This is a genomic window from Streptomyces sp. NPDC005303 (genome assembly GCF_040607335.1).
Classification (GTDB): domain Bacteria; phylum Actinomycetota; class Actinomycetes; order Streptomycetales; family Streptomycetaceae; genus Streptomyces.
On the sequence record NZ_JBEXGM010000017.1, the window covers coordinates 64,433 to 82,113 of the forward strand.

Consider the following 17,681-nt stretch of genomic DNA (forward strand, 5'->3'; position numbering starts at 1 on the left):
AGAGGCACTGAGAGGCACCCCATCATGAGCAATCTCCCCAAGATCGCCTGGATAGGCCTCGGCATCATGGGCTCCCCCATGTCCGAGAACCTGGTCAAGGCGGGTTACGACGTCACGGGCTTCACCCTCGAACAGGACAAGCTGGACCGGCTGGCCGCCGCGGGTGGCACCGCGGCAGGTTCGATCGCCGAGGCAGTGCGGGACGCCGATGTGATCATCACCATGGTGCCCGCCTCTCCGCAGGTGGAGGCCATCGCGTACGGCCCCGACGGCATCCTGGAGAACGCCCGCTCCGGCGCCCTGCTGATCGACATGTCCTCGATCACCCCGCAGACCTCGATCGACCTGGCGAAGGCGGCGAGGGACAGGGGCGTCCGCGTGCTCGACGCGCCCGTGTCCGGCGGTGAGGCCGGTGCGATCGAGGCCGTGCTGTCCATCATGGTCGGCGGCGAACAGGCCGACTTCGACGAGGCCGAGCCGATCTTCGAGGCCCTCGGCAGGACCATCGTGCTGTGCGGTCCGCACGGCTCGGGCCAGACCGTGAAGGCCGCGAACCAGCTGATCGTCGCCGTGAACATCCAGGCGTGCGCCGAGGCCGTGGTCTTCCTGGAGAAGTCGGGCGTGAACCTGAAGGCCGCGCTGGACGTCCTGGGCGGCGGCCTCGCCGGCTCGACCGTACTGACCCGCAAGAAGGACAACTTCCTTCAGCGCGACTTCAAGCCGGGCTTCCGTATCGACCTGCACCACAAGGACATGGGCATCGTCACCGACGCCGCCCGCAACGTCGGCGCGGCCCTGCCCGTCGGCGCCGTGGTCGCCCAGCTGGTCGCCAGTCTGCGTACGCAGGGCGACGGCGGCCTGGACCACTCGGCGCTGCTGCGGGCCGTGGAGCGGCTGTCCGGCGCCCAGGTCTGATCCCGACTTCCGGTCCGCGGCGGCGCTGACATCTGTCCTGTCGCGCCCAGGCGCCGCCGCGGACCGGAAACCCTCCCTGACCGCGCCCCACGCGCCCGGCGACCCGGATGAGGGGTGGTCGCCCGGTGCCGGGTGCGGTCAGGGGAGGACCGCGGCGGCCTGCGAGCCAGTGCGGTGGTGAAGGTCCCGGGCCCTCCTTCTTCGACCTGAGGGAAGGAGCGCGCCCCGGTTCCGTCGCGGCCGCCGCGGTCCCGGCACAGCCGATCACCACAGAGCGCCGGATACGGACGGTCCCGTATCCGGCGCTCCGCCATGCGCCGGGTACGGTCACCGGGGTGCGGATTCCGGCCGGCCGCAGCACGCTGAAGTCATGGCAGCACATCCAGCGCAGTATCCGCATGTGGTGGTGCACGCTCCGGCCCTGGACGGGTCGCGGCGGGTCACCGCGGACGACGAGAACCTCGGCGTCGCCTCGCACCTGGACGACGTCGTGGAGTTGCTCCGGCTCGCCGACCTGGACCGGATCGAGGTCGAGGACGACGACATCGTGGAGTGGCAGGGCGGCGGTCCCGACGACTGGCCGGGAATGTCCGAGCACCACGAGCGGTGAGCGGGCGTACGGCAGCGGTCGTAGGCCGACTACGGAATCCTCAAATCAACCTCTGAACATGATTCAGGGGCTTCTGCCGGACCCTTTCCGGGCGCATTCTCATCAGACGAGGCCCGTCGGCACGGGGGCGGCGGGCCCCGCTACGGGGGACGGCTTCGGGGGAGCCGGGCACGGGAAAGGGCGGTCCGACCTTGACGGTGGGACCGCCCTTCAGCTGTGTGCCGAGGTGGACGCGGGGCGGGGAGTCAGACCTTCAGCGGCCTGATCGACGTCGGGGCGTGGGCCCGTTCCGTCGCGATCTCCTCGAACTCGACCACGTTGCCGATGTCGTTCGTGGTCGACATCGAGATGTTGGTGACGCGCTCCAGGATGGCCTCGACGACGACCGGGACCCGGAACTCGGCGGCGAGCTTCTTCGCCTGCTCCAGGGCCGCGCCCAACTCCGCCGGGTCGGTCACCCTGATCGCCTTGCAGCCGAGGCCCTCGGCGACCTTGACGTGGTCGACGCCGTAGACGCCCAGCTCCGGGGAGTTGATGTTCTCGAACTCCAGGTTGACCTGGAAGTCGATGTCGAAGGCGCGCTGGGCCTGGCGGATCAGGCCCAGGTACGAGTTGTTCACCAGGACGTGAATGTACGGGACCCGGTGCTGGGCCCCGACGGCCAACTCCTCGATCATGAACTGGAAGTCGTAGTCGCCGGAGAGGGCGACCACCTGTGCCTCCGGGTCGGCCTGGGCGACGCCCAGCGCGGCCGGGATCGTCCAGCCGAGGGGGCCCGCCTGGCCGCAGTTGATCCAGTGACGCGGCCTGAAGACGTGCAGCATCTGGGCGCCGGCGATCTGGGAGAGGCCGATCGTGGAGACGTACCGGGTCTCCGGGCCGAAGGCCTTGTTCATCTCCTCGTAGACCCGCTGCGGCTTGATGGGGATGTCGTCGAAGTGGGTACGGCGCTGAAGCGTCGCCTTCTTCTCCTGTGCCGAGGCGGCCCACGCCGAGCGGTCGGGGAGTCGGTCCGCCGCCTTCAACTCCCGTGCCACCTCGACGAAAAGCTCCAGGGCCGCTTTGGCGTCGGAGGCGATGCCGTAGTCCGGCGCGAAGATCCTGCCGATCTGGGTGGGCTCGACGTCGACGTGGACGAACTTGCGGCCGGCCGTGTAGACGTCCAGCTTGCCGGTGTGGCGGTTGGCCCAGCGGTTGCCGATGCCGAGGACGAAGTCGGACTCCAGGAAGGTGGCGTTGCCGTAGCGGTGCGAGGTCTGCAGGCCGACCATGCCGGCGTTCAGCTCGTGGTCGTCGGGCAGGACGCCCCAGCCCATGAGGGTCGGGACGACCGGGATGCCGGTCAACTCGGCGAACTCGACGAGGAGTCCGGCGGCATCGGCGTTGATGACACCGCCACCGGCGACGATCAGCGGGCGCTCGGACTCGTTGAGGAGGCTGATCGCCTTCTCGATCTGTGCGCGGCTCGCGACCGGCTTGTAGACCGGGAGCGGCTGGTACGTGTCCGGGTCGAACTCGATCTCGGTCAGCTGGACGTCGATCGGCAGGTCGATCAGCACCGGACCCGGGCGCCCCGAGCGCATCAGGTGGAAAGCCTGCTGGAAGACGCCGGGGACCTGGGCCGCCTCCAGTACGGTGACCGCCATCTTCGTCACCGGCCCCGCGATGGAGGCGATGTCGACGGCCTGGAAGTCCTCCTTGTGGATCACGGCGGTCGGGGCCTGGCCGGTGATGCACAGGATCGGGATCGAGTCGCCGGTCGCGGAGTACAGGCCGGTGATCATGTCGGTGCCGGCGGGTCCTGAGGTGCCGATGCAGACACCGATATTGCCCGCCTGTGTGCGGGTGTAGCCCTCGGCCATGTGGGACGCGCCCTCGACATGACGGGCGAGGGTGTGGTGGATGCCCCCGGAGGCCTTGAGCGCCGCGTAGAAGGGGTTGATCGCCGCGCCGGGGACACCGAACGCGTCCGTGACACGTTCGCGCTTGAGGATCTCAACTGCCGCGCGGGCAGCGGTCATTCGAGCCATCGAGTACTCCTGCTTCGACTGTCGGATGCGTACTCCCGTCGCGCCCCGCGGTAAGCACTTCCGCAATACGGAATAAGTTTTCTACTATCTGGAAGTAATGTAGGTGCGCCGGTGAACACCGTCAAGAGGCGGACAACCGGGCGCGTACTGGAGGACGATGTGGCCATGTCCGAAAGCGTGTCGGTGCGCTGTCCGGTCTGCCGGCGCGAGCACCTCTTCGCGGCGCCGTCGTACCCGTGCGAGTGCGGCGCCCCCGTGTACCCGCCGCTGGACCGGCGCGGCGCCCCCATGACCGTCACCCACCAGGTGTGGGACGAGACGTGGGTCACGGTGGAATGCGCGGTCTGCGGCCGTGAGGCCGAGTGGCCGCAGCCGGAGTTGGGCTGCGACTGCGGGACGGTCCTGCGGATTCCGGTGGCCGGTGACCACTGCCCGCGGGCGGAACCGGAGGCGGACGCCCCCGCTCCCCCGCGCCGCGCCTTCCAGCCGATCACGATCCGCACCGCGCGTGACGCGGTCACCGCCACCGCGCTGTATCTGCGCTGGCTCGGCTACCAGGACATCCGCCGCGCGGACCAGCGGCCGCCGTCCGGCATCGGTCTCGCGGCCCGCGGGCTGCTGGCCCAGGTGGACCCGACCGTGCGGCAGGCCTCGCCGCGGGATGTGGAGTGCCTGTGGCTGACGGCCATGACGGAGTCCGCGCACTGTGTGTACTTCTCACTGGCCGGCTACACCACCGAGGCCCGCACCAGCGCCGACGCCCTCGGCGTCCCCCTGTTCGTCCTGGACCTGACGGGCACGCCGCAGCCGGTCAACAGCCTGGCGGACGAACTGGACGGTGGGTAGCCCTGCGGCGGTGGGGGAGGCCGAGACGGATGAGGCCGGGACCGCCGTCACGGACCCCCTGGTCCTCGCCCCCGGCCGCCACCCCTGAGCCGTCAGCCCTCCGCGTACGTCTCCCTCAACTCGATCTTCCGCACCTTCCCGGACACCGTCATGGGGAAGGACTCCAGGATCCGCAGCCGGCTCGGGATCTTGTAGTGCGCCAACCGCCCCTCGCAGAAGCCGCGCAGTTCCTCGAGCGTGGGCGGGTCCGCCGGGTCACGCGGGATGACGCAGGCCAGCACCTCCTCGCCGTAGCGCTCATGAGGGACCCCGACCACCTGGACGTCCGCGATCTTCGAGTGGCCGTAGAGGAACTCCTCGATCTCGCGCGGGTAGATGTTCTCGCCACCCCGGATGATCATGTCCTTGATGCGGCCGACGATCTCGACGTACCCGTCCTCGCGCATCATGGCCAGGTCGCCCGTGTGCATCCAGCGACCGGGGTCGACGGCCTCCGCCGTCTTCTCGGGCTCGTTCCAGTAACCGAGCATCACGCTGTAGCCACGGGTACACAACTCCCCTGCCGTGCCGCGGGGTTGGGTGACCCCGGTCGCCGGGTCGACGACCTTGACCTCGATGTGCGGCAGGACGCGGCCGACCGTGCCGGTTCGGTGTTCCAGGTCGTCGTCGCGGCGGGTCTGCAGGGACACCGGGGACGTCTCCGTCATGCCGTAGCAGATGGACACCTCCGCCATGTGCATCTCGGCGACCACCCGCTTCATCACCTCCACCGGGCAGGGCGAGCCCGCCATGATGCCGGTGCGCAGGGTGGAGAGGTCGTACGTCGCGAAGTCGGGGAGGTTCAACTCCGCGATGAACATGGTCGGGACGCCGTAGAGCGAGGTGCAGCGCTCCTGCTGGACCGCGCGCAGCGTGGCCGCCGGGTCGAAGGAAGGGGCCGGGATGACCATGCAGGCGCCGTGCGAGGTCGCCGCCAGGTTGCCCATCACCATGCCGAAGCAGTGGTAGAAGGGCACCGGGATGCAGACCCGGTCCTGCTCGGTGTAGGAGATCAACTCCCCCACGAAGTAGCCGTTGTTGAGGATGTTGTGGTGGGAGAGGGTCGCCCCCTTGGGGAAGCCCGTGGTGCCCGAGGTGTACTGGATGTTGATCGGGTCGTCGCAGGACAGCTCCGGGTACACCGCGTCCGGCACCGCCCGTCCCAGCAACTCCCCCCAGCTCGGGTCGCCGATGTACACGACCTCTCGCAACTCCCGGCACCTGCCCCGCACTTCGCCGACCATCGCGCGGTAGTCACTGCCCTTGTGGCTGAGCGAGGCGAAGAGGAGGGAGATCCCCGCCTGGTTGAGGACGTACTCGACCTCGTGGGTGCGGTAGGCCGGATTGATGTTCACCATGATCGCGCCGATGCGGGCGGTGGCGTACTGGACGAGCACCCACTCCGGGCAGTTGACCGCCCAGATCCCCACCCGGTCGCCCTTGACGACTCCGGACGCGAGCAGCGCGGACGCCAACTCGTCGACCTCGGTGCCGAATTGCGCGTATGTCCAACGCCGTCCTGACGGCACGTCGACGAGCGCCTCGCGCTCCGGCCAGGCGGCCACGGCCCGGTCCAGGTCGGCCCCGACGGTGTCGCCGAGCAGCCCTGTCGTGCTCACCCCGTGCGTGTACGAGTTCACTTGGCGCGTGTACGCGTTCACCGGAAGTCCTCCTCGCGGTACTCCGCGTCCGACCCCGCCGCGGTCGCCTCACGCAGCTCGATCCGCCGGATCTTCCCCGACACCGTCTTGGGCAGCTCCGCGAACTCCAGCCGCCGGATCCGCTTGTACGGTGCCAATGCCTCCCGTGAGTGCTCGAACAGCACCTTGGCCGTGTCGGGGCCGGGCTCCCAGCCCTCCGCCAGCACGACGTACGCCTTCGGGACCGCGAGCCGCAGCTCGTCCGGTGCGGGCACGACGGCCGCCTCGGCCACCGCCTCGTGTTCGAGGAGCGCGCTCTCCAGCTCGAAGGGGCTGATCTTGTAGTCGGAGGCCTTGAAGACGTCGTCGCTGCGGCCGATGTAGGTCAGGTAGCCCTCCGCGTCCCGTGCGGCGACGTCTCCCGTGCGGTAGTAACCGCCCGCCATCGCCTCCGCCGTACGGTCCGGGTCGCCGTGGTAGCCGGTCATCAGGCCGACCGGCCGGGCCGACAGGTCCAGTGCGATCTCGCCCTCGGCCGCGCCGGGCGCGCCGGACACCGGATCGAGCAGCTCCACCTTGTAACCGGGGCTCGGGCGGCCCATGGAACCGGTCTTCAGGACCTGCCCGGGGCTGTTGGAGACCTGGACGGCCGTCTCGGTCTGGCCGAAGCCGTCCCGGATGGCGATGCCCCAGGCCCGCCGGACCTGCTCGATGACCTCGGGGTTCAGGGGCTCGCCCGCCGCCACCACCTCGCGCGGCTTCCGGCGCAGCTGGGTCAGGTCGGCCTGGATGAGCATGCGCCACACGGTCGGCGGGGCGCAGAAGGTCGTGACCCCGGCCCGGTCCATCTCGGACATCAGCCGGCCCGCGTCGAAGCGCGTGTAGTTGTGGATGAAGACGGTCGCCTCCGCGTTCCACGGCGCGAACAGGTTGGACCAGGCGTGCTTGGCCCAGCCGGGCGAGGAGATGTTGAGATGCACGTCGCCGGGCTTGAGGCCGATCCAGTACATGGTCGCCAGGTGCCCGATCGGGTACGAGGTGTGCGTGTGCTCGACGAGCTTGGGGCGGGCCGTCGTCCCGGAGGTGAAGTAGAGCATCAGCGGGTCGTCGGCGAGGGTCGGACCGTCGGGCAGGAACTCCTCGGAGGCGGTGTAGGCGTCCTCGTACGGCTGCCAGCCCTCCGGTACGCCGCCGACCGCGATGCGCGTGTAGTCGCCGGGCACCTCGTCGAACTTGGCGGCGTCCTCGGCCCGCACCAGGACGTGCCGCACCCGGCCGCGCTCGACGCGGTCGCGCAGGTCGGCGGGGCCGAGCAGCGGGGTCGCCGGGATGACGACGGCCCGCAGCTTCATGGCGGCGAGGGCCGTCTCCCACAGCTCGGCCTGGTTGCCCAGCATGACGAGGATGCGGTCCTCGGCCTCCACTCCGCGTTCGCGCAGCAGGTTCGCGACCCGGTTGGACCGTTCGGCCATCTCGGCGAAGGACAGCCGGACCTCGCTGCCGTCCTCCTCGACGATGTGCAGGGCGGTGCGGTCGTTGCCCTGTGCGATGACGTCGAACCAGTCGAGCGCCCAGTTGAAGTGCCGCGGGCGGGGCCAGGTGAAGCCCTCGTACGCCGTGGCGTAGTCCTCGCGGTGCTGGAGCAGGAAGTCCCGCGCCCCGCGGAAGTCCTCCGTAGCCGTCATCTTGCGTCCTCCTCGTACCGGACCATTGCCGGGCGGCTCTCTGCCATCGTGTAATCCGTGATGCAGCTCTCACTACCCCCGAACGGGGGTGTGTGCCGCGGTGAAGGGACGAACAGGTGACAGTGGACGCGGCCGGCGCCGTGGAGATCCGGCGTGCACTCACGCGGCTGCGGCGCACCACGGGCCTCCCGGTCGCCTTCGGCGGTCTGGTCGAGTCCGGGCGCCCGCAGATACGGATCAGCGAACTGAGCGGTACGGCCACCACCTCGCTTCTCGCACTCGCGGTGACCTCGGGCAACGGCCTCGGCGGCAAGACCGTCGCACTGGCCCGGCCGTGTGCCGTCGCGGACTACTCCCTGTCCCGGCAGATCAGCCATGAGTACGACGCCGCGGTCGCCGCGGAGGGGCTGCGCTCGGTGCTGGCCGTGCCCGTGGTCGTACGGCGCCGGGTGCGGGGCGTGCTGTACGGCGCCCTGCGTGACGCCCGGCCCCTGGGCGACCGCACGCTGACGGCGGCGGTGGACGCGGCACGGGACGTGGAGCAGGCGCTGGTCGTCGGCGACCAGGCGCGGGACGTGCTGGTCGCGGCTCGGGGGGCGGTCCGGGCCGAGCCCGGTCGCGGCGACGCCTCGGCGTGGGAGCAGGTCCGGGAGGCGCACGCGGCGCTGCGGGCGCTGGCCTCCCGGATCGGCGACCCCGCGCTGCGGGCCGAGCTGCTCGACGCCTGCGCGCTGCTGACCCCGGATCCCACGCCCTCGAAGGGGGTCGCTCTGGCGCCTCGTGAGCTGGACGTCCTGTCCTGTGTGGCGGCCGGGGCGACCAACGCGGTGGCGGCGGACAGACTGGGCCTGACCGCCGAGACGGTCAAGGCGTACCTGCGGTCGGCCATGCGCAGGCTCGGGGCCAGGACGCGTGGCGAGGCGGTGGTCGCCGCACGCCGGGCGGGACTGCTCCCGTGACATCCCGGCCACTCCCGTAACATTTGTAGACATCCCATTCATTCACGGGCGCTTTGAATTTCTCCATGCGGAACGGTTGTTATTTCCCTCACCGCATCTTCTCGCCGAATTTCGAAGCACCTTGCCTAATATTGGCCAGGACACGACACAGGGAGGGGAGCGGTGACCGTGCCACGCGACTTCCAGGAGCCTGCGAGATGCCGCCCCGACCTGGTCATCGGCCGGGACGACCTGTTCGGTCAGGCCCGTGACCGGCTGACCCGGGGCGGCAGCGTGCTCCTGCACGGTCCGGCCGGAATAGGAAAGTCGACCGTGCTGCGGGCCCTGGCCACGGAATACGGCGAGGCGTCCCACACCGTGTTGCGCTGCTCGGCCACCGAGTCCGAATCCCACCTCCCGTTCCTGGCCCTGGCCGACCTCTTCGGCCTGGTCCTGGACGACATCTCCGACAAGCTGCCCGCCGCCCAGCGCACCGCGCTGGAGTCGGCACTGACCGGGCGCGGTGAGTCCACGCTCCAGCGCGACGGCCTCGCCCTGCGTCTGGCCGTGCTGTCGGCGCTGCGCGCCCTCGCCGCCCAGGGGCCGGTCCTGGTCGTCGCGGACGACATGCAGTGGCTGGATCCGGCGAGCCTGGAACTGCTCGGCTTCGCCGCCCGCCGGCTCGGCGACATCCCCGTCCGGATGCTGTGCGCGGTCCGGACCGAGGGCCCCGAGTACGACCGCCATCTACGCGTGTTGCCCCCGGACAGTCTCGCCGTCCGCTTCAACCCGCTCAGCCGCGCCCAGGTGGCCGCGCTGCTCGACCACCGCGGCTACACCGGCCTCCAGCGCTCCACGGTCCGGGACATCCACCGCACCAGCGGCGGCAACCCCTTCTACGCCCTGGAACTCGGCCGCGCGCTCTCCGAGAACCCGACCCTGCCCCGCCCCGGCGAGCCGCTGCCGGTGCCCACCTCACTGCGGGCCCTCGTGCTCAGCCGTCTGCAGATGCTGTCCGAGGAGGCCCGGCGCACCCTCCTGGTGGCGAGCGCGGGCGCCCGTCCCACCCCAACGCTGCTGCACGCGGCCGGCCGCGGGGACGCCGAGGCCGAGATGGCCCAGGCGGCCGCGCTGGGCCTGCTCGCGACGGAGGCCGAGGGTCCCGCCGTACGCTTCGCGCATCCGCTGATCTCGGCCGCGCTGTACGCGGAGGCGCCCGCGCAGGAACGGCGGGACGCGCACCGGGCGCTGTCCACGGCCGCCTCCGACCCGATCGAACGGGCCCGCCACCTGGCCCTCGCGACCACCGGCACCGACCCCGAGGTGGCCGCCCGGCTCGCCGAGGCCGCCGCCCTGGCCCGGGACCGGGGCGCGCCCTCGATGGCCGCCTCCCTCGGACTGCTGTCCGCCCGGCACACCCCGGCCGACAGCGTGCCCGCGCCCGACGTACGGCGGCTGACGGCGGCCGAGGACGCGATCACCGCCGGTGAGCTGGACCTGGCCCGGGACATCGCCCGGGACGTGCTCACCCGGGCCACCGTGGCCGCCGACCGGGTGCGGGCCTGGATCATCGTCATCGACACCGCGGGCCACGCCATGACGGAGGTCGACGCGGTCTTCCCGCAGGCGCTGGCCGACGCGGGCGACGACCCCGAACTGCTCGCCCTGATCCGCTACCAGCTGGCCTGGCGCGCCCTGCTCGTCGAGGGCGACTTCGACGAGGCGCGCGGGGAGGCCGCGCACTCGGCGGCCCTGGCCGCGCGCGCGGGCGACCGTTACAACGAACTGATGGCCTTGTCCTTCCAGGCCCAGCTGGAGACCCTCATGGGCCATCCGGACGCCCCCGCGACCATCAAGCGGGCCCTGAAGGAGCCCCAGGACCCGCGGGTGGCCTGCCACCACAACGGCGCCGGTTACTCCCGCTTCCGCTGGCTGATCATGAGCGACCAGCTGCCCGAGGCCCGCGCCACGGTCACCGCGCTGCTGCGCGAGGTGCGGCGGCGCGGCTCGGTCGAGAGCGAGGTGCACTTCCTGCGCGGGGTGGCCGAGACCGAACTGCGCTCCGGGCACTGCGGGCGGGCGCTCGACCTGGCCCGGGAGAGCCTGATGATGGCCCGCGACACCGGGATCGGCGAGGTGGCCTCGGCCGTGCTCGCCTCCCTCGCGGAGGCCTCGGGCGGCCAGGTCGAGCGGGCGCTCGAACTGGCCCGGGAAGCGGTCGACCACGCCGAGGAGAACGGCGACCAGATGTACGAGTCCCGGGGCCTGACCGCCCTCGGGTACGCGCAGCTCGTCGCCGGGGACGCGCAGGGCGCGGTGCGTTCGCTGCGCCGGGTGCGCGAGCTGGAGCACGGCCTCGGCATCACCGACCCGGCGCGCGGCCGCTGGCAGGGCGACCTAGCCGAGGCCCTCGTACGCATCGGGGAGACCGGCGAGGCACAGGACGTCATCGACGTGACGCGGGTGAACGCGCTGCGGCTGGGCCGCGAGAGCGTGCTGGCCGTACTGGACCGGGCCGAGGCGCTGGTGCGGGCCGCCCGAGGTGAACACGACGCGGCGCTGGTCCAGTTGACGTCGGTGCAGGATCGTCTCGCCAAGCTGGGTCACGGCCTGGAGGAGGCCCGCGCGGCCTTCGTCCTGGCCCAGCTGCGCACCCGACGGCCCGGTCCGACCTCGTACGACGAGGCGGCCCGGCTCTTCAGGCGCTGCCGGGCACTGCCGTGGCTGCGTCAGGTGGAGGCGGCCGCGCTGGCCCGGCCGGTGGAGCCGGAGCCCGCGGCCACGGTCGCGCCGGACGGGCTGGAGACCCTCGAAGGGCTCGCCTCGATGGAGCGTCAGGTGGCCGCGCTCGTGATGGAGGGCGCCACCAACCGGGAGATAGCCGCGCGGCTGTTCATCAGTGTGAAGACGGTCGAGGCGACGCTCACCCGGGTCTATCGCAAGCTCGGGATCCGCTCCCGCGTGGACATCGTCCGTCTGGCGGCGGGCCGCCGCCCGTAGCCGAGGGTCCGTCAGAACAGCTCGCCCAGGGCCGACCGAGGGTTTTCCCTGCCCAACTCCCTTAGGGGGTTCCCTCATTGGGAGGGGGAACTTCCGCGTTCTAGCTTATGAACATGCCGCTCGCCCGGGCATACGGGGGTCGGTCCCGCGACCCCCGTGTACCACCCCCACACCCGCGCGACCCCCCACCGGCAACCCTGAGGAGACTCACCGATGTTCGGTCTCACCCGTGCGAAGAAGGCCGGCGCAGTGGCCCTGGCGGCCTCCGCTGCCGCCGCCACCGCGTTGCTCGGCGCCCCCACCGCCGTCGCCGCTCCCCAGCCCATCGTCGGCGGTACGACGACGACCACGACCTCGTACCCGTTCATGATGCAGATCACGGACGCCTCGCAGAACCAGTTCTGCGGCGGCACCCTGGTCTCCGCGACCAAGGTCGTCACCGCGGCCCACTGCATGGTCGGCGAGACCACCAGCAGCGTGAGAGTCGTCGGCGGCCGCACCTACCTCAACGGCACCAACGGCACGGTCAGCAGAGTCAGCAAGATCTGGATCAACCCGAGCTACACGGACGCCACCAACGGCGACGACGTGGCCGTGCTGACCCTGTCGACGTCGATGCCGTACACGACGGCGTCGTACGTCTCCTCCTCCCAGACCAGCGTGTACGCGGCCGGCACCACGGCCCGCATCGTCGGCTGGGGCACCACCTCGGAGAGCGGCAGCTCCTCCAACCAGCTGCGGACCGCGACCGTCCCGATCGTGTCCAACTCCAGCTGTGCCAGTTCCTACGGCTCCGACTTCGTCGCGAGCGACATGGTTTGCGCCGGATACGCATCCGGCGGCGTAGACACCTGCCAGGGCGACAGCGGCGGTCCCCTGCTCATCGGGGGCGTCCTGGCAGGGATCACTTCCTGGGGAGAGGGGTGCGCGGAGGCCGGTTACCCGGGTGTCTACACCCGGCTGACCACCTTCTCCAGCCTCGTGACCGCGCAGGTCAACTCGTAGGTCCCCAGAAGTTCTCCTGAGCATCCCTCAGGTGAGAGACCGGGGGCGTTGCGGGCCACCACGAGCGGCCCGCAGCGCCCCCTATCCATGGGCGCGATCCATGGGAATGACCGCCATGGTGTCCACGGACCGCGTCCTCGCCTTCGCCGCGATGTCCCTGCTCGTGATCGTCATCCCGGGCCCCAGCGTGCTGTTCGTCATCGGCCGGGCCCTCGCCCACGGTCGGCGCACCGCGGTGGCGACGGCGATCGGCAACGTCCTCGGTTCCTGTCCGCTCGTCGTGGCGGTCGCGGTCGGCATCGGTTCCCTGGTGGAGCGGTCGGCGGCCGTCTACCTGGCGGTGAAACTGGCGGGCGCCGCGTATCTGGTCCTCCTCGGGGTCCAGGCGTTCCGGCACCGGGGCGAGCTGAAGGCGTCGGCGATCACCTCACCTTCCGCGGGCCCGGCGCGGGGCGACCTGCGGACCGTGCTCGACAGCGCCCTCGTCGGCGTCACCAACCCCAAGGGCATTGTCTTCTTCGCCGCCGTGCTCCCCCAGTTCGTGGACCACGCTGCGGGCCGCGTCCCGGCGCAGATGCACTGCTCCGGGGGTCACTTTCCTACGACGGTCCCGAACCGGATGTCGTACGGCGTCCCCGGGTGCAGCGTGGCGAGCATCCGCTCCCCCTCGGCGGTGACGTCCTCCCGCTGTGCCCTGGTGAGGCGGTCGAAGGGCTCCACGACGAGGGCGTCCGCGGTGAGCTTCCAGACGCCCGCGAGGAAGCCATCGACGAGGAGGGTGCAGTAGGCCTGGTTGCCCTGCCAGCTGCGGCCCCAGTACTCCTTCGGCACCACGCGGGTGCGGTCGGCGTGCGAGAGCAGCAGGTTGTCGAACTCCGGCAGGAAGCGCGGCGGGGCCGGGGTGTCCTCGGCGGGGCGGGGCGCGTCGGGGAGGTCGAGGAGTTCGACGCCGTTCTCGTCGCGGAAGGTCAGCAGCCGGGGACGGAGCCGTTCGAAGGCGTCGCGCAGTCGGGTGAGTCCGGCCCAGGTCTGCATGTCCTTGACGGAGGCGGGGCCGAAGGCGGCGAGGTACCGCAGGACGGTGGCGTCGGGGGTGGGGACGGACTCGGCCGGGCGGCCCAGCCAGTGCTCCGCCGTGGTGAGCGCGACCTGGCCGCTCCTGCCCCACAGCCCGCGCGGCGTCACCTGGACGAGGGGCAGCTTGCAGCGGGCGGCGATGGCGAGGGCCTGCGGGTCGGCGTCCGGCCACTCGGCGAGGAGGGCCTCGCGCAGCTCCTTCATGGTGCGCGGCTCGGCCTCGACGAGCTCCCTGGCGAGGACGGCGAGGCGGTCGAGGTCGACGCCCTGAAGTCCCTTGCGGAAGTTGGTGAGTTCGCGGTCCCGGGCGGGCTGCACGAGGGGCCGCAGGGTGAGGCAGTCCTCGGCGGTGTGGGTGTGGATGGTCGAGCGCATGGTGACGATCCGGACGACCTCGCGGTCGGCCATCAGCTGCGACAGCGCCTCAGGGGTGAACCCGTCGAGACGGGCGGCGAGCGCGTAGTACGGCGGCTTGACGTTCTGGGCCTGCAGACCGAGCAGATGCCCGACGGCGGCCTTCGCGGACAGACCGGACCGGCGCAGGAGCAGCTGCCGGTCGAGGGTCGCGCGGTTCAGGGCGCGGATGCCGAGCACGGGGGCTGACGTGGTCGTCTTCGTCATGAGGAACACGCTAGACGCGCTTGCGGACAGGCTCTGTCCGCAACTCTCACCGCGTCCTCGCGCGGCCCTCCCCAGGATGTCATTTGCCCCGTATACCCTGCTCCGTGATCCCGCCGACATCGGCCGACCCGAGAGCGAGAGGCAGCCGCGATGTCCGAGCGACGCGCCCGACCCGCCCCGAAGAACTCCGGCGCCAAGGGTTCCAGGAAGTCCGTCTGGCGCCGCGCCCTGACCCCGCCCTCCGGGCCTTCCGACGCTCCGGCGCCCGCCGACGGGCCCTCCGCCCCGGAGCCGGCCGAGCCGCCGAGCATCGTCCAGGCGGCCCTCTACCGGGACGGCGTACGCGTGTCCTCCCCCGCGACACTCGCGGACACCTTCCGCGAACTGCGCGAACAGCGGTCCGGCATGGCCTGGATCGGCCTGGCCCGCCCTCCGGAGAGCGAACTCCTCTCCCTGGCCGCGGAGTTCGACCTGCATCCCCTGTCGGTCGAGGACGCGATGGAGGCCCATCAGCGCCCGAAACTGGAGCGCTACGGCGACACGCTCTTCGTCGTCCTTCGCGCGGCCCGCTATCTGGACGCCCCCGAGGAGGTCGACTTCGGCGAGCTGCACGTCTTCGTGGGCCCGGACTTCGTGATCACGGTCCGGCACGGGGCGGCCCCCGACCTCTCGGCGGTCCGCCACCGGATGGAGAAGACACCGGAGCTGTTGAGACTGGGCCCCGAGGCCGTCCTCTACGCCATCCTGGACGCGGTGGTCGACGGCTACGCGCCGGTCGTCGCGGGCGTCCAGAACGACATCGACGAGATCGAGACGGAGGTCTTCCGCGGTGACCCGGAGGTCTCCCGCCGCATCTACGAACTCTCCCGCGAGATGGTCGAGTTCCAGCGCGCGACCCGCCCCCTGGTCAGCATGCTGCACGCCCTGATGGCCGGGTTCGCCAAGTACGGCACGGACGAGGAACTCCAACGGTATCTGCGGGACGTCGCCGACCACGTCACCCACACCAGCGAACGGGTCGACGGCTTCCGCCAGGCCCTCGCCGACATCCTCACGGTCAACGCGACCCTCGTCACCCAGCAACAGAACGCGGAGATGCGGGCGTTGGCGGAGGCGGGGTTCGAGCAGAACGAGGAGATCAAGAAGATCTCGTCCTGGGCGGCCATCCTCTTCGCACCGACGCTGGTGGGGACGATCTACGGGATGAACTTCGAGCACATGCCGGAGCTGAGCTGGAGGTTCGGGTATCCGTTCGCGATCGGCCTGATGGGGGTGGTGTGCGTCAGTCTGTACGTGATCTTCAAGCGGCGGGACTGGCTCTGAGCCCCTCTTGCCGGGCTCAGTGCTTGCGCGGCCTTCGCTCTCGCGCCGGTCACGAATCAGGCCAGAATCGGCTTTGGGGAGTTCCTGGGGAGAAGTGGCGCAGGAGCATACGGTCGTGGCCGGCGGCCAGCCGGTCGGCCTGTCGGCCTGTCGGCCTGTCGGCCTGTCGGCCTGTCGCCAGGGACAACGACCAGGCACGGCTGGAATCCCCGTGCTGCATGCCCTCGGCGAGGGACAAGGCCGCCCCCCTTTGGGCATCAGTGAAGTCCGCGGTCGCCAAGAGCGACAACACCCGTAGGCCATCTCCAAGACGTTCGGCGGCGGATTCGGCCGGAGCGGCCGGCTCGGGTCGTCCCAGCTGTCCATAAACGGAGAGCGCCAGTGAGTCCACGTGGTACAGGGGCACGAATGGGACCGACGTCTGCTCGCACTGCCTGGAGGCGGGAGCACCAGCCGCAGCCGGGTCACCGTGGGATGGGACCGGGCCGGTTCCCCTCCGGGAAGCCGCACGTCATGGTCGCTCCCGCCCGCCGATCAGCCCGGCCAGGGCCTGCGCACTCACCGAACCCGGGCCCACCCGGGTCGCCCCCGCCACCGGATGATCGGCAACGACCGCGAAGTGGACGCCCCGCGGATGTCCGGCGGCGAGCGTCGTCGCCACGGCCGCGCGCGCCGCGGCCCCGGTGGAGACGATCGCCGATCAGCGCAGCTGCACCAGGGTGTTGACGTAGGTCGCGCCGTCCGCTTCGTCCGGGAGACGGTAGCGCTGCACGACCACGCTCGACGTACCGCCACCGGCCAACTGTCGCATCGCCGCCCACGTCCTCGCCACGCCCGGATCCGAGTCGGTGGACGTCAACAGACAGGCCCGGGTGGCGGTGTCGACATGGGAGACCGGCCGAGGTGGGCGGGCAGCCGCGGTATCGGAGCCGAGCAGCCACACAAGCAAGATCCACAGCCGAGGTCGGGAGAGATGACATGCGTCGTCGCGGGCACGTGTTTCCTCTGCTCCACGAGTGCCGAGTTCAGTTCAGGGATTCGAAGAACGGGCGGTCGGGCGCGTGGTTGCGGGACCACACCGTCACGTCCTCGCCCCTGAGGTAGGCGAGCAACCACTCGCCGAATGTCATCTCGTGCAGAGTCCAGGCCGGGCTGTCGAGCTCCACCACCACGACCCGCCACGGCGACGAGGGGCTGTCCGGAACGCGCAGGAAAACCCACTCCCCCGTCTTGGCCGAGGCCACCGGCATCAGCTCACCGGGGTTCGCCCCTGCCGGACTCGGCAAGTGCTCCACCATGTCTTCTTCGCGGAAGAGTTCGAGATCTCCCCTGATGGATTCTCCGAGGCTGTGCAGAAGGTGACCGGCGGGATGCTCCAGATAGAGCTGACCGTTGATTTCGACCGACCCGTAGGCATCCACGACCTCACGAAAGTCCGCCGGGAACTCGATGCCGAATTCCCGCTCCGCTTCGATCCACGGCGCCGGGTCCGTCCAGTGGAATCCGGGTGGGCCCAACAAAGCCCGGATCTCCGCTATCACCGTCATTACTTGACCTCTTCTAGCATGTCGAGCCGACTCCGGTTCTGGAGTTGATCACAGTGCACGAGTAAGTGTCCGTGATCCTGCGTAGTAGGCGTACGTGGTGGTCAGCGGGCTGCCGTTGGCGTCATACGTGTACGCGTACACCTGGCCGTCGGGATCGGTCTCACCCGACTTGTTGCCGTAGCTGTCGTAGGTGTACGAGGTCGTGTACTGAGGTGAAGTGGGTTCGGTGGGCCGGCACCGTCCGTGTCGGGCCGGCCGTCCTTCCAGGTGTGCAGGCCCGCTCCCCCGGTCGTCGCCGTCGTCCGTCACCACGAGGGTGGGCAGTCCCGGCAGTTCGGGACGCAGGCGCTCGGCGACCGAGAGGAACAGCCTTTCCGCCCCTGCATGCCGCCTTCACGCCTGTTG

Annotated in this window: 13 protein-coding genes and 1 pseudogene; 8 read left to right on the forward strand and 6 right to left on the reverse strand. The window is 70.7% G+C overall.

Going from position 1 to position 17,681, the window contains the following annotated elements:
• The first annotated feature begins 24 nt into the window (after positions 1 to 24).
• Together ABZT93_RS23505 and ABZT93_RS23510 are read left to right on the forward strand one after the other, a co-directional pair.
• The gene (locus ABZT93_RS23505) at positions 25 to 915 is read left to right on the forward strand and encodes a 2-hydroxy-3-oxopropionate reductase (RefSeq protein WP_356107558.1); all 891 of its coding nucleotides are present in this window, start codon (positions 25 to 27) and stop codon (positions 913 to 915) included.
• 370 nt (positions 916 to 1,285) lie between these two features.
• Positions 1,286 to 1,525, forward strand: a complete 240-nt coding sequence (locus tag ABZT93_RS23510) for a hypothetical protein (protein WP_356107561.1) — start codon at positions 1,286 to 1,288, stop codon at positions 1,523 to 1,525.
• 245 nt (positions 1,526 to 1,770) lie between these two features.
• On the opposite strand, the gene gcl is transcribed toward ABZT93_RS23510, so the two are convergent.
• Positions 1,771 to 3,555, reverse strand: coding sequence for a glyoxylate carboligase (gene gcl, locus ABZT93_RS23515; protein ID WP_356107563.1), 1,785 nt, complete (start codon positions 3,553 to 3,555; stop codon positions 1,771 to 1,773).
• Positions 3,556 to 3,720: 165 nt separating this feature from the next.
• On the opposite strand from gcl, the gene ABZT93_RS23520 reads away from it, so the two are divergent.
• On the forward strand, positions 3,721 to 4,401 hold the full coding sequence (locus tag ABZT93_RS23520; RefSeq protein ID WP_356107565.1) for a hypothetical protein: 681 nt from the start codon (positions 3,721 to 3,723) through the stop codon (positions 4,399 to 4,401).
• 92 nt (positions 4,402 to 4,493) lie between these two features.
• Here ABZT93_RS23520 and ABZT93_RS23525 read toward each other — a convergent pair whose 3' ends face one another.
• Positions 4,494 to 6,080, reverse strand: a complete 1,587-nt coding sequence (locus ABZT93_RS23525; RefSeq protein ID WP_356107798.1) for an AMP-binding protein — start codon at positions 6,078 to 6,080, stop codon at positions 4,494 to 4,496.
• Positions 6,081 to 6,097: 17 nt separating this feature from the next.
• Positions 6,098 to 7,765 carry an AMP-binding protein gene (locus tag ABZT93_RS23530; RefSeq protein ID WP_356107568.1) on the reverse strand — a complete coding sequence of 556 codons (1,668 nt, stop codon included), beginning with the start codon at positions 7,763 to 7,765 and terminating at the stop codon, positions 6,098 to 6,100.
• A 116-nt stretch (positions 7,766 to 7,881) separates the two neighbouring features.
• Between ABZT93_RS23530 and ABZT93_RS23535 the strand changes: the two genes are divergently transcribed.
• The 4 genes from ABZT93_RS23535 (at position 7,882) to ABZT93_RS23550 (ending at position 13,495) form a co-directional block, all read left to right on the forward strand.
• Entirely contained in the window at positions 7,882 to 8,724 is an 843-nt protein-coding gene (locus ABZT93_RS23535; protein WP_356107571.1) for a helix-turn-helix transcriptional regulator, read from the forward strand.
• A 162-nt stretch (positions 8,725 to 8,886) separates the two neighbouring features.
• The gene (locus ABZT93_RS23540) at positions 8,887 to 11,703 is read left to right on the forward strand and encodes an AAA family ATPase (protein ID WP_356107574.1); all 2,817 of its coding nucleotides are present in this window, start codon (positions 8,887 to 8,889) and stop codon (positions 11,701 to 11,703) included.
• A 213-nt stretch (positions 11,704 to 11,916) separates the two neighbouring features.
• A complete protein-coding gene (locus ABZT93_RS23545) occupies positions 11,917 to 12,708 on the forward strand; it encodes a serine protease (protein ID WP_356107577.1) in 792 nt (263 codons plus the stop codon).
• Between the two features lie 115 nt (positions 12,709 to 12,823).
• Complete coding sequence (locus ABZT93_RS23550; RefSeq protein WP_356107801.1) at positions 12,824 to 13,495, forward strand: LysE family translocator; 672 nt, start codon at positions 12,824 to 12,826, stop codon at positions 13,493 to 13,495.
• Here the strand turns inward: ABZT93_RS23550 and ABZT93_RS23555 are convergent.
• Positions 13,417 to 14,526: pseudogene (locus ABZT93_RS23555) on the reverse strand (winged helix DNA-binding domain-containing protein); the annotation flags it as partial. The gene ABZT93_RS23550 and the pseudogene ABZT93_RS23555 overlap by 79 nt on opposite strands.
• A 30-nt stretch (positions 14,527 to 14,556) precedes the next feature.
• Between ABZT93_RS23555 and ABZT93_RS23560 the strand changes: the two are divergent.
• Positions 14,557 to 15,729: a magnesium and cobalt transport protein CorA gene (locus ABZT93_RS23560; protein ID WP_356107580.1), complete on the forward strand. Its 1,173-nt coding sequence runs from the start codon at positions 14,557 to 14,559 to the stop codon at positions 15,727 to 15,729.
• A gap of 1,025 nt (positions 15,730 to 16,754) precedes the next feature.
• Here the strand turns inward: ABZT93_RS23560 and ABZT93_RS23565 are convergent.
• A complete protein-coding gene (locus ABZT93_RS23565) occupies positions 16,755 to 17,276 on the reverse strand; it encodes an SMI1/KNR4 family protein (RefSeq protein ID WP_356107582.1) in 522 nt (173 codons plus the stop codon).
• Between the two features lie 48 nt (positions 17,277 to 17,324).
• A complete protein-coding gene (locus ABZT93_RS23570) occupies positions 17,325 to 17,585 on the reverse strand; it encodes an RHS repeat domain-containing protein (RefSeq protein ID WP_356107586.1) in 261 nt (86 codons plus the stop codon).
• Between the last annotated feature and the right edge of the window lie 96 nt (positions 17,586 to 17,681).

Bases quoted from the DNA above. Each gene is read 5' to 3' on its own strand.
- ABZT93_RS23520 (WP_356107565.1), top strand. From the start codon at position 3,721: ATGTCCGAAAGCGTGTCGGTGCGCTGTCCGGTCTGCCGGCGCGAGCAC.
- ABZT93_RS23550 (WP_356107801.1), top strand. From the start codon at position 12,824: ATGGTGTCCACGGACCGCGTCCTCGCCTTCGCCGCGATGTCCCTGCTC.
- ABZT93_RS23505 (WP_356107558.1), top strand. From the start codon at position 25: ATGAGCAATCTCCCCAAGATCGCCTGGATAGGCCTCGGCATCATGGGC.
- ABZT93_RS23530 (WP_356107568.1), bottom strand. From the start codon at position 7,765: ATGACGGCTACGGAGGACTTCCGCGGGGCGCGGGACTTCCTGCTCCAG.
- ABZT93_RS23565 (WP_356107582.1), bottom strand. From the start codon at position 17,276: ATGACGGTGATAGCGGAGATCCGGGCTTTGTTGGGCCCACCCGGATTC.
- ABZT93_RS23560 (WP_356107580.1), top strand. From the start codon at position 14,557: ATGTCCGAGCGACGCGCCCGACCCGCCCCGAAGAACTCCGGCGCCAAG.
- ABZT93_RS23545 (WP_356107577.1), top strand. From the start codon at position 11,917: ATGTTCGGTCTCACCCGTGCGAAGAAGGCCGGCGCAGTGGCCCTGGCG.
- gcl (WP_356107563.1), bottom strand. From the start codon at position 3,555: ATGGCTCGAATGACCGCTGCCCGCGCGGCAGTTGAGATCCTCAAGCGC.
- ABZT93_RS23510 (WP_356107561.1), top strand. From the start codon at position 1,286: ATGGCAGCACATCCAGCGCAGTATCCGCATGTGGTGGTGCACGCTCCG.